We start from the raw sequence: 11,738 nt of genomic DNA on the forward strand, positions 1-11,738 counted from the left end.
CTCAGCTGCCGAACATCCAGGCCGCGATCTGGGAGAAGGTCAGCTCCCCCTGGCCGGTCTCGGCCCATTTGATGCAGGCCTCCTTCTCGGTGCGGGACACGCCGAGGGAGATGTCGAGGATCTTCGGCGCGGTCATCCCCGGCAGCAGGTAGTGCTTCGGCTCCGCCCCCGCGGCGGGTGCCCGCACCTCCCGCCCGCCCAGCATGTCGCCCGCGCCGCCATGCACCTCATGCGCTGCGTGCAGCATCTCCATCGCGCTGTGCGCGTGCTCGAAGGCGCCAGCGGGCATGAAGGCGCCGGCGACGCTGCCGGTGACGCCCGACACCATCTCGTGCCAGGTCTTCTGCGGGCGGTGCAGCGTCAGCGCCAGGTGGTGCGCGCCGGCGAAGCCGCGGCCGACGCGCACCCGCTGCGTGCCATGCGCCACCATCCAGTTCACGATCGCGCCCTTGGGCCCGAAGATGCGGTACGTCCTCTCCCCGATGTTGATCGGCCGCATGGCGCCCGACCGGTCGGCGAGGAACATCACCTCCTCCCCGGGGCGGACGACGGAGCCCAGATGGGCGTCGAAGACCTGGTAGCCGTAGTGCAAGCCGTGCGACATGGCGCGCCTCCCTGCCGGTGATGCGCCCCATGCTGCCCGGTCCGCGTAACAGACCCATGAATCGACCGGTCAGCGTTTCCAGCGGCCCGGCAGCGGGATGGGCCGGGTCGCGGCCCCCTTCGGCGCGGGCGGGATGGCGGGCCGCCCGAACACGTTCTTCTTGGGGGCGGCGGGCTTCTGCGCGGGGGCGGCCGGCTTCGGCGGCGGGGCCGCCTGCTTCGGCGCGGCCGGCACGCGGCCCTGCACGACCTCGGACAGCGCCGTCAGCAGGCGCCGCGCCTCCCGCATCCGCGCCTCGTAGGGCATCTCCTGCGCGAGGGCGAGCTTGTGGTCCGGCCGCAGCTTCACCGCCCCCCCCTGCCCCGCCACCCACTGGATCAGCCCGGCCGGGTTCGCGAAGCGGTTGCCCCGGAAGGCAAGGACGATGCCCTTCGGGCCGACATCCAGCTTCTCCGCCCCCACCTGCCGGCAGAGCGCCTTCAGCCACACCACCTGCAGCAGCGTCTCCGCCTCGGCCGGCAGCGGCCCGAAGCGGTCGGCGAGTTCGGCGGCCATGGCCTCGATCTCGGCTTCCGTCTGGAGGGCGCCGATGCGGCGGTAGAGGCCGAGCCGCACGGGAAGGTCGCGGACATAGGCCTCGGGCAGCATGACCGGCAGGCCGAGATTGATCTGCGGCGTCCAGTCCCGGCTGTCCTCCTCGGCCTTGTCGCGCCCCGCGCCCGCCCGCAGGTCGGAAACCGCATCCTCCAGCATCTGCTGGTACAGCTCGATGCCGACCTCGCGGATGTGGCCACTCTGCTCGTCGCCCAGCAGGTTGCCCGCGCCGCGGATGTCGAGGTCGTGGGAGGCGAGCGTGAAGCCGGCGCCGAGGTTGTCGAGCGTCTGCATCACTTCCAGCCGCTTCTCGGCAGCCGCGCTCAGCCGGTGGGTCTGCGGCCAGGTGAGGTAGGCATAGCCCCGCTGCTTGCCGCGCCCGACGCGCCCGCGCAGCTGGTACAGCTGCGCCAGGCCGAACATGTCCGCGCGGTGGATCAGCAGCGTGTTCACCGCCGGCATGTCGAGCCCGCTCTCCACGATGTTGGTGGACAGCAGGATGTCGTATTTCTGGTCGCCGAACTCCGTCATCACGCGCTCGAGCTCGGTGGGCGCAAGCCGGCCGTGGGCGTCGGCCACGCGTGCTTCCGGCACGATCTCCGCCAGGCGCTCGCGCACCTTCGGCAGGTCCTCCAGCCGGGGGACCACGCAGAAGACCTGCCCGCCGCGGAAGCGTTCGCGCTGGATCGCCTCCCGGATCACCACGCCGTCCCAGGGCATGATGAAGGTGCGGACCGCGAGCCGGTCCACCGGCGGCGTCGCGATCACGCTCATCTCCCGCACGCCGGTCAGCGCAAGCTGGAGCGTGCGGGGGATCGGCGTCGCGGTCAGCGTCAGCACATGCACATCGGCCTTGAACTGCTTCAGCCGTTCCTTGTGCGCGACGCCGAAATGCTGCTCCTCGTCCACGATGACGAGGCCGAGGTCGGCGAATTCCACCGCCTTGGCCAGCAGCGCGTGGGTGCCGACGACGATGTTGATGTCGCCGGACTTCAGCCCTTCCCGCACCGCCTGGGCTTCCTTCGCGGTGACCATGCGGGACAGCTGGGCGACCTTCACGGGCAGCCCCTCGAAGCGGGCGGTGAAGGTGCGGGCGTGCTGGCGGGACAGCAGCGTGGTCGGCACCACGACCGCCACCTGCGACCCCGACATGGCCACGCAGAAGGCGGCGCGCAGCGCGACTTCCGTCTTGCCGAAGCCGACATCGCCGCAGACCAGCCGGTCCATCGGCCGTCCGGCGGACAGGTCCTCCAGCACGTCGGCGATGGCGCGCTGCTGGTCCTCGGTCTCGGCGAAGGGGAAGCGGGCGCAGAACTCGTCCCACGCGCCCTCCGGCGGGATGGCGGACACCGCGTCCTTCATCCGCCGTTCCGCCGCCACCCGGATCAGCGCCGCCGCCATGTCGGCGATGCGCGACTTCGCCTTGGCCTTGCGCGCCTGCCAGGACGACCCGCCGAGCTTGTCGAGCGCGACGCCCGCCTGGTCCGAGCCGAAGCGGGACAGCACCTCGATGTTCTCGACCGGCAGGAACAGCTTGTCGCCGCCGTCGTAGATCAGCCGCAGGCATTCATGCGGCGCGCCGTTCACGTCGATGGTGGCAAGCCCGTCGTAGCGGCCGATGCCGTGGTCCTGGTGCACCACCAGGTCGCCCTCCGCCATCTCGGTCGCGTCGGCGATGAACTGGTCGGCGCGCTTGCGCCGCCGCGGCGGCCGCGCGATGCGCTCGCCCAGCAGGTCCTGCTCGCCCACCAGCGCGATGCCGTCGGAGACGAAGCCGCGTTCCACGCCGATGACGGCCAGCGCGACCACGCCCTGCGGCAGGCGCTGCACGCCCGCGAAGTCGTCCACCGTCTCGCAGGCGACGTCGTTCTCCCGCAGCAGGTTCGCCAGCCTCTCGCGCGAACCCCGCGTCCAGGCGGCCAGCACCGGCCGCATCCCGCGCCGCGCCAGCGCCTGCGCGTGCTCGCCATAGGCGGCGAAGACGTTGCGGCCTTCCGCGCGCACATCGGTGAACAGCCGCCCCGCGCGGCCGCCCGCATCCACCGCGCCCTGCGATTCCGGCGCGTTGAAGGGGGAGAAGCGGAAGACCTGCGCGGGCTCCAGCATCCCTTCCCAGGCATCGAGGTCGAGGTACAGCCGGTCCGGCGGCGCGGGGCGGTACGGCGTCTCGCCTTCCCGCGCGGGCATCCGCCGCGCCTCGTAGTGGTCGGCGATCATCTCCATCCGCACCGCCAGCGCGTCCTCCGACTGGTAGTCGAAGGAGACCGAGACCTGGTCGCCGAGATGGTCGAGCAACGTCTCCATCGCGTCGTGGAACAGCCCCGCCCAGTGCTCCATCCCCGGATGCCTGCGGCCGGCGCTGACCGACACGTAGAGCGGGTCGTCCCCCGCCGCATTGCCGAACAGGTCGCGATAGGCGGTGCGGAAGCGGCTGATGCTGGCGGGGTCGAGGAACATCTCCCCCACCGGGCGCAGCACCAGGGCCTGCAAAGCCTCGCCGCTGCGCTGCGTGGCGGTGTCGAAGCGCCGGATCGTCTCGATCTCGTCGCCGAACAGGTCGAGCCGCACGGGGTCGCCCTCGCCCGCCGGGAACAGGTCCACGATGCCGCCGCGCATCGCGTATTCGCCATGCTCCATCACCGTGCCGGTGCGGTGGTAGCCGTTCGCCTCCAGGAATTCCGCCAGCTTCAACGGGTCCTGCCGGCCGCCCTTGCGCAGCGCCAGCGTCGCGCCCGCGAAGGCGGCGCGCGGCGGCACCTTCTGCACCAGGGCATTCACCGTGGTCAGCAGGATGCGCGGCGCGGCCGCCGGCTCCGCCAGGCGCGTCAGCGTGGCGACGCGCTCCGCCACGATCTCAGGGTTGGGGGAGACGCGGTCATAGGGCAGGCAGTCCCAGGCGGGGAAGCGCAGCACCTCCACCCCCGGCGCGAAGAAGCCGAGCGCATCGGCCATCCGCGCCATCCGCGCATCGTCGCGGCAGACATGCACCACGGCGCCCGCCGCCTCCGCACGGCGCCGGGCGAGCAGCAGGGCGTCGAAGCCCTCCGGCGCGCCATGGACCGTGATGTCGGCCATCAGCGCCCGGCCCCGTCCAGGATGCGGGTCAGCATCGGGGTGCGGAGTTCCACCGGCACGGGGCGGCGGCCGCTGATCCAGTCGGCCAGGTCCACGTCGGACAGTTCCAGCACGGCTTCCAGCTCGTCCAGTTCCGCTTCGTCGAAGGCGGCGATGTGGCGGTCCACGAAGGCGCCGATGATCAGGTCGGCTTCCTTCGTGCCCCGGTGCCAGGCGCGGTAGCGCAGGCGGCGGCGGCGGGGGTCGAGGGTCGGTTCGGCTGCGTCGGGCATGTCGGCAACTGCGGTTGGGGCTGGCATATAGAGCCGCATGGGAATCCTGTCAGCCCAGCCCCGGGCCGGGGCATGATGCGCGACCTCGCCACCCAGGACGCGCCGGCCCTCGCCGGGTTGCTCGCGCCCTTCGACAGCCTCGAAGGGGTGGGCCCGACCCTGGCCGCCCTGCTGAGGGACGCGACGGACGGCAGCCGCGTGCTCGACCTGCTGCTGCACCTGCCGGAACGGGTGGTCATCCGCCGGAGGGTGGCGAGCCCGGAGGAGGCGCCGCTCGACCAGGACTGCGTGCTGGAGGTGGAGGTGAAGTCGCTCCGCGCGGCCCGCGCCCGCTCCACCGGCCGGCCCTATGTGGAGGTGAAGGCGACCGCAGGCGGCTGGCCGCTGACCATCCGCTACATGAATGGCCGCCTGCCCTGGATCCAGAAGCTGCTGCCACCAGGATCGTTCCGCTTCCTGGCCGGGCGGGTGCTGGCGGAGGGCTCGCGCGGCTGGGCGATGCTCAACCCGATGAGCGCCGAGCGCGAATCGGCCCTGCCGCTGGTGGAGCCGGTCTGGCCGCTGGTGCGCGACCTGACGCCGAAGCGGCTCAACGCCGCCATGGCCGCGGCGTTGGAACGCCTGACGCCGCTGCCCGAATGGGCCGACGCCGCGCTGCTGAAGCGCGAGGGCTGGCCCGCTTTCCACGAGGCGATCCGCGCCCTGCAACGCCCCTCCGGCCCGCTGCCCCAGCTGCCGCGCCGCCGGCTCGCCTATGACGAGCTGCTGGCAGGCCAGGTCGCCACCGCGCTGGTCCGCCGCCGCCAGCGGAACCGCCCCGGCCGCGCCCTGCCCGGCACCGGGGAATTGCAGGCGAAGGCGCTGGCCGCCTTCGGCCACCCCATGACCCAAGGCCAGGCCGGGGCGCTGGCCGAGATCGGCGGCGACATGGCTGCCCCGCGCCGGATGCTGCGCCTGGTGCAGGGCGATGTCGGTTCGGGCAAGACGCTGGTGGCGGTGATGGCGATGCTGCGCGCCGTCGAATCGGGCGCGCAGGCCGCGCTGATGGCACCGACCGAGCTGCTGGCGCGACAGCACCTGCGGACGCTCGCGAAGCTCTGCCTGCCGGCCGGCGTGCGGGTCGAGCTGCTGACCGGCAGCGTGAAGGGGGCTGAGCGCAAGCGCGTGCTGGCGGGGCTGGCCAGCGGCGCGGTGCAGGTCGTGGTGGGCACCCATGCGCTGTTCCAGGAAGGCGTCGCCTTCCGCGACCTCGGCCTTGCCGTGGTGGACGAACAGCACCGCTTCGGCGTCCACCAGCGCCTGATGCTTGCCGCCAAGGGCCGCGACGCGGACATGCTGGTGATGACCGCCACCCCCATCCCCCGCACCCTGCTGCTGACGCAATGGGGCGAGATGGCGGTCAGCCGCCTGGAGGGAAAGCCCGCCGGCCGCCAGCCCATCGCCACCCGCATCGCCAGCCAGGAACGCCTGCCCGAGGTGATCGACCGCCTGGGCGAGGCGCTGGCCCGCGGGGAGCGCGCCTACTGGGTGGTCCGCGCCATCTCCGGCGGCGAATCGGATGACAGCGTGGCGGCCGAGGACCGCTACGCCGAACTCGCGATGCGCTTCCCCGGCAAGGTCGGCATGGCGCACGGGTTGCAGGACCTGGCGGTGCGGGAGGCCGCGCTGGCCGATTTCGCCGCCGGCCGCACCCAGCTCCTGGTCGCGACGACGGTGGTGGAGGTGGGCGTCGACGTGCCGGAGGCGACGATCATGCTGATCGAGCAGGCCGAACGCTTCGGCCTCGCCGCCCTGCACCAGCTGCGCGGGCGGGTCGGGCGCGGATCGAAGCCGTCCTCCTGCCTGCTGGTCCATTCCGAGGGGCTATCGGAAGGCGAGAAGCGCCGCCTGCTGGTCCTGCGCGACACCGAGGACGGCTTCCGCATCGCCGAGGAGGACCTGCTGACCCGCGGCGGTGGCGATGCACTCGGCGCCCGCCAGTCCGGCCAGCCCGGCGCACGCCTGCTCGACCCGCAGGAGGAGCCGGAGGAATATGCGCGGCTGATCAACATCGCCCATCGCGACGCCCAGCTCCTGCTCGACCGGGACCCGGACCTGGCGGGCGAACGCGGGCGTGCGGCGCTGGCGCTTCTCGCCCTGTTCGACCATGACCCGACGCTGGCCCGGCTCGACGCGGGGTGACCGCCGCGGCAGGGCGCCGCGGGGGCTTGCATCCGCCCCCCCGCCTCCTTAATCGCCTCTCCCGGGAATTCCGGGGGCCTTCACCTTGACCGCGCTGATCGAGATCGAGCGCCTCACGAAGCGCTTCGGCGCCTTCACGGCCGTGGACGACGTGTCCTTCACCGTCTCGCGCGGGGAGGTTCTTGGCTTCCTCGGGCCGAACGGGGCGGGCAAGTCCACCACCATGCGGATGCTGGCCGGCTTCATGACGCCCACCGCCGGCACCGCGCGCATCTGCGGCGACGACGTGGTGGAGAAGCCGGTGGCCGCGCGGCGCCATCTCGGCTTCCTGCCGGAAGGCGCGCCGACCTACCCGGAGATGACGGTGACCGGCTTCCTCGGCTTCTGCGCCCGCGCGCGCGGCTTCCGCGGCGCCGCGCTGGACGGCCGGGTGGCGCATGCGATGGGGCTGACGCAGCTGGAAGGCGTGCGGCTGCAGCCGGTGGAGACGCTGTCGAAGGGCTTCAAGCGCCGCGTCGGCCTTGCCGCGGCCCTGCTGCACGACCCGCCCGTCCTGGTGCTGGACGAGCCGACGGACGGGCTCGACCCCAACCAGAAGCACGAGGTCCGCAACCTCATCCGCGGCATGGCGCAGGACAAGGCCATCGTGATCTCGACCCACATCCTCGAGGAGGTCTCGGCCGTCTGCACCCGCGCCGTCATCATCTCGCGCGGCCGCATCGTGGCCGATGCGACGCCGGCCGAGCTGGAGGCGCGGGGGCCGGGGCTGGAACACGTCTTCCGCGCCCTTACCCTGCCGGAGGCCGCGTGATGGGTGGCGTGCTGACCGTCTTCCGGCGCGAGCTCGGCGGGTATTTCGCTACGCCTGTCGCCTATGTGTTCATCGTGATCTTCCTGGTCATGGCGGGTGCGCTGACCTTCACGCTGGGCAACTTCTTCGCCCGCGGGCAGGCGGACCTGCAGCCCTTCTTCACCTTCGTCCCCTGGCTGTTCCTGTTCCTCGTCCCCGCGCTCACCATGCGGCTCTGGGCGGAGGAGAGGCGCCTCGGCACGATCGAGCTGCTGCTGACGCTGCCCATCGCGCAGTGGCAGGCTGTGGTCGGCAAGTTCCTCGCGGCCTGGGCCTTCTGCGCCATCGCGCTGGCGCTGACCTTCCCGCTGGTGGTCACGGTCAACGTCCTGGGCAACCCGGACAACGGCGTCATCCTGACCGGCTACCTGGGCTGCGTGCTGGTGGCGGGGTGCTTCCTGGCGCTGGGCGCCGCGATTTCCGCCATGACCAAGAACCAGGTCATCGCCTTCGTCCTGGCGGTCGCCGCCTGCTTCCTCGTCACCGCCGCGGGCAGCCCGGTGGTGACGGAATTCCTGTCGAAGCGCATCCCGCAGCTGGTGGACATCGCGCGTGCCGTCAGCGTCACCGACCGGCTCGGCGGCTTCTCGCGCGGGGTGATCACCGCGCGCGACATCGTCTTCTTCGCCACCTTCATCGGCTTCTTCCTCTTCGCCAACACCGTCGCGGTCGACCAGAGGAAGGCGGACTGAACCATGGCCACGACCACCGAAGCCCCCGCCCCGGTCGCGCGCGGCAAGCGCGGCCTGTCGGCCTCCATCGCGTTGGCGCTGGCCGCCGTGCTGGCCATCGGCGTCAACATGCTGGCCGACCGGGTGCTGACCCGCGCGCGGCTCGACCTGACGGAGAACCGGCTCTACACCCTGTCCGACGGCACGCGGCAGGTCCTGGCCGGGTTGCAGGACCCGATCACGCTCCGCATCTTCTATTCCCGCAAGCTCGGCGCCACGATCCCCGTCTACGGCGCCTATGCCGAGCGTGTGCGCGCCATGCTTGAGGAATATGCCGCCGTCAGCCGCGGCCGCTTGCGGCTGGAATTCTTTGACCCCGAGCCCTTCAGCGAGACGGAGGACCGCGCCCAGGCGCTCGGCCTCCAGGGCGTGCCGGTCGACCAGTCGGGCGAGCAGGTCTATTTCGGCCTGGCCGGCGTGAACCTGTTCGACGACGAGCGGACGATCCCCTTCCTCCAGCCCGACCGCGAACGCTTCCTGGAATACGACCTGACGCGCATGGTGTGGGAACTGTCGAACCCGCGCCGGCCGGTGATGGGCGTCATCTCCTCGCTGCCGCTGAACGGCGACCCGCGGGCGATGATGATGCGCCAGCCCGGCGCCGGGCAGCCCTTCGTCGCGATGAACCAGCTGCGCCAGTTCTACACGCTGCGCGACATCGCCGCCGATGCGCAGGCGATCGACGCCGACGTGCAGGTGCTGCTGGTGGCGCATGCGCAGAACCTGTCCGACCAGACGCTCTACGCCATCGACCAGTTCGTCATGCGCGGCGGCCGGCTGATCGCCATGACGGACCCGCACAGCGAAAGCCAGGCGTCCCGTCCCGCGCCGGGCGGCCGGCCGCCGGCCGACACCTCCTCCTCCCTCGCGCGCCTGTTCGACGCCTGGGGGATCGAGGCGCCGTCCGACAAGGTCGTGCTCGACATCCGCGACGCCTGGCGCGTCCGCTCCTCCGACCCGCGGGACCGGATGCAGGCGGTGGCCTATCTCGCCTGGTTCAACATCCCCGCCGCCGGCCTGAACCGCAGCGAGGTGGCGACGGCCGAGCTGCAGCAGGTCACCGTCGCCTCCGCCGGCGAGGTCCGCCGGCGGGACGGCGCGGCGATCGAGTTCGTCCCCCTGCTCACCACCTCCGACCGCACGCAGCTCGTCGATGCCGCCGCCGTCCGGCAGGAGCCGAACCCGGCGCGGCTGCTGGCGAATTTCCAACCCGACGGGGGCGGGCGCGTGATCGCCGCGCGCATCCGCGGCCAGCTCTCCTCCGCCTTCCCCGCCGCGCCCGCGCCGGCCGAGGGCACGGAACGCCCGGCCGACTTCCCCGCCCACCGCGCCCGCAGCGAAGGCCCGGCCAACCTCGTCGTCGCCAACGATGCCGACATCCTGGAGGACCGCTTCTGGGTCCGCGTGCAGGACTTCTTCGGCCAGCAGGTGACGACGCCGCTCAGCGACAACGGCGCCTTCCTCATCAACCTCGCCGACAGCATGGCGGGGGGCGAGGCGCTGGTCTCGCTCCGCTCCCGCGGGGAATCGCTCCGCCCCTTCGAGATGGTGGAGGCGATCCGCCGCGACGCGGAGGCGCAGTACCGCCAGACCGAGCGCGGCCTGCAGGAGCGCCTTGAGGCGACCGAGCGGCGCCTGCGCGAACTCCGCCAGGGACCGGGCGGTACCGGCGGGGACCGCGCGCCGGCCAATGCCGTCATCACCCCCGAGCAGCGCGCCGAGATCGACCGCGCGCGGGAGGAGATCCGCCGCACCCGCGGCGAGCTGCGCCAGGTGCAGCTGGAACTGCGCCGCGACATCGAGGGGCTGGAGACGCGGCTGAGGGTGCTGAACATCGCGCTCGTGCCGCTGCTGCTGACCTTCTTCGCCATCGGCCTCGGCTGGGTCAGGGCGCGCCGGCGTGCGGAGGCGCGGGCATGAACCGCCGCACCCTGCTGCTTCTCGGCGGCGCCGCCGCGGGCACCGTCGGCGCCGCCATCCTGCTGACGCCCGACACGGCGGAGCCGCCGCCTCCCTCCACGACGCCGCTCGCCTTCCCCGGCCTCGCGCCCCGGTTGGCGGGGGCGGCGCGGATCGAGGTCGCGCGCCACGACGGCACGCTGACGGTCAGCCGCGCGGGCGACCGCTGGGTGCTGCCCGCCAAGGCGGACCACCCGGTCCGCCCCGAGCGCGTGCGCGAAGTGCTGGTCGGCCTGACCGAGCTGCGCCTGGCGGAGCCGCGCACCGCCAACCCCGAGATGCTGGAACGCCTCGGCGTGGAGGACCCGGCGCGGCCGGGCGCCACCTCCTCCCTCCTCCGCGTGCTGGATGCGAATGGCGCGCCCATCGCGGAACTGGTGGTCGGCCGGCGGCGGATGCGCGTGCAGGGCAACGTCCCGGAAAGCGTCTATGTCCGCCGCCCGGGCGAGAACCAGGCCTGGCTGGCCGAGGGGCGGCTGCCGCTCGACAGCGACCCCAATCTCTGGATCGACCGCGACATCGCCAACATCCCGCGCGAACGCGTGCGGGAGGTCGCGGTGATGCGGGCGGGCGAGCCCCCGCTGCTGCTGCGGCGCGGCCCCGACCCGGACGGCACGCTGGCGGTGGTGGAGCCGGCCGGCGCCCCGCCGACCGACGACATCAGCCTCGACGAGGTGGCGCGCGCCTTCGAGTTCCTGACCTTCCTCGATGTCCGGCGGGAGGCCGAGATCCCCGGCGAAGGCCTGGGCGAGGGACGCTTCACCCTGACCGACAACCTCCGCATCTCCGTCACCGCCCACCGGGAGGGCGAGGATCTCTGGGTCCGCATGGCCGCCGAGGGCGACGAGGAGGCCGCGCGGCTCGCGGCGCGCTGGCGCGGCTGGGCCTACCAGGTCGGGCAGTGGAAGGAGAAGGCCTTCGTCCCCCGCCTTGCCGACCTGCTGCGGCAGGAACGCCAGGCCGAGCCCGCGCCGCCCGCCCAGCCGGCCCAATGACCGAACCTGCCGCCCGGAACCGCCGCGAATTCCCGGACCGGCCCTGGGTGGGGATCGGGGTCGTCGCCTTCCGCGGCGACAGCGTGCTGCTGGTGCGCCGCGGCCGCCCGCCGCGGCTCGGCGAATGGTCGCTGCCGGGGGGGGCGCAGCGCCTCGGCGAGGCCGCCGAGCAGGCCGCGCGGCGCGAGCTGCGGGAGGAGACGGGGATCGAGGTGGGCCCGCTCCGCCTCCTCGCCGTGGTGGACGCGATCACGCCCGGCGACGATCCGGCCCGCCCGCGTTTCCACTACACGATCATCGACTACGCCGCGGCCTGGGTGGCGGGCGAGCCGCGGCCCGGCGACGACGTGACGGAGGCCGCCTGGACCACCCCCGCCGACCTCCCGCGCCATGGGCTCTCGCCCGAGGCGCTGCGGGTGATCGAGGAAGCGCGGAGGCTCCCCGGGTTTCCCGTCTGAGCGTCGCGCGCGATAACTT

The 11,738-nt window shown here is 72.8% G+C and carries 9 protein-coding genes; 6 read left to right on the top strand and 3 right to left on the bottom strand.

Going from position 1 to position 11,738, the window contains the following annotated elements; all coding sequences use genetic code 11:
* Position 1: 1 nt before the first annotated feature.
* The 3 genes from ACK8OX_RS04250 to ACK8OX_RS04260 all read right to left on the bottom strand — a co-directional run bounded on the left by ACK8OX_RS04250 (position 2) and on the right by ACK8OX_RS04260 (position 4,545).
* Complete coding sequence (locus ACK8OX_RS04250) at positions 2–604, bottom strand: hypothetical protein (protein WP_430662677.1); 603 nt, start codon at positions 602–604, stop codon at positions 2–4.
* 69 nt (positions 605–673) lie between these two features.
* The gene (gene mfd / locus ACK8OX_RS04255) at positions 674–4,273 is read right to left on the bottom strand and encodes a transcription-repair coupling factor (RefSeq protein ID WP_430662678.1); all 3,600 of its coding nucleotides are present in this window, start codon (positions 4,271–4,273) and stop codon (positions 674–676) included.
* Positions 4,273–4,545, bottom strand: a complete 273-nt coding sequence (locus ACK8OX_RS04260) for a succinate dehydrogenase assembly factor 2 (RefSeq protein WP_430662679.1) — start codon at positions 4,543–4,545, stop codon at positions 4,273–4,275. The genes mfd and ACK8OX_RS04260 overlap by 1 nt, the downstream gene beginning before the upstream one ends.
* A gap of 72 nt (positions 4,546–4,617) precedes the next feature.
* Here ACK8OX_RS04260 and recG point away from each other — a divergent pair, with 72 nt between their 5' ends.
* The 6 genes from recG to ACK8OX_RS04290 all read left to right on the top strand — a co-directional run bounded on the left by recG (position 4,618) and on the right by ACK8OX_RS04290 (position 11,719).
* Positions 4,618–6,726 carry an ATP-dependent DNA helicase RecG gene (recG, locus tag ACK8OX_RS04265; RefSeq protein WP_430662680.1) on the top strand — a complete coding sequence of 703 codons (2,109 nt, stop codon included), beginning with the start codon at positions 4,618–4,620 and terminating at the stop codon, positions 6,724–6,726.
* A gap of 85 nt (positions 6,727–6,811) precedes the next feature.
* Entirely contained in the window at positions 6,812–7,537 is a 726-nt protein-coding gene (locus ACK8OX_RS04270; RefSeq protein ID WP_430662681.1) for an ABC transporter ATP-binding protein, read from the top strand.
* On the top strand, positions 7,537–8,268 hold the full coding sequence (locus tag ACK8OX_RS04275) for an ABC transporter permease subunit (RefSeq protein WP_430662682.1): 732 nt from the start codon (positions 7,537–7,539) through the stop codon (positions 8,266–8,268). The genes ACK8OX_RS04270 and ACK8OX_RS04275 overlap by 1 nt, the downstream gene beginning before the upstream one ends.
* A gap of 3 nt (positions 8,269–8,271) precedes the next feature.
* Complete coding sequence (locus ACK8OX_RS04280; protein ID WP_430662683.1) at positions 8,272–10,227, top strand: GldG family protein; 1,956 nt, start codon at positions 8,272–8,274, stop codon at positions 10,225–10,227.
* The gene (locus ACK8OX_RS04285; protein ID WP_430662684.1) at positions 10,224–11,261 is read left to right on the top strand and encodes a DUF4340 domain-containing protein; all 1,038 of its coding nucleotides are present in this window, start codon (positions 10,224–10,226) and stop codon (positions 11,259–11,261) included. The genes ACK8OX_RS04280 and ACK8OX_RS04285 overlap by 4 nt, the downstream gene beginning before the upstream one ends.
* Entirely contained in the window at positions 11,258–11,719 is a 462-nt protein-coding gene (locus tag ACK8OX_RS04290) for an NUDIX hydrolase (protein WP_430662685.1), read from the top strand. Before ACK8OX_RS04285 ends, ACK8OX_RS04290 begins: the two co-directional genes overlap by 4 nt.
* Positions 11,720–11,738 lie beyond the last annotated feature (19 nt).

Source organism: Falsiroseomonas sp. CW058 (assembly GCF_050563535.1).
Taxonomy (GTDB): domain Bacteria; phylum Pseudomonadota; class Alphaproteobacteria; order Acetobacterales; family Acetobacteraceae; genus Falsiroseomonas.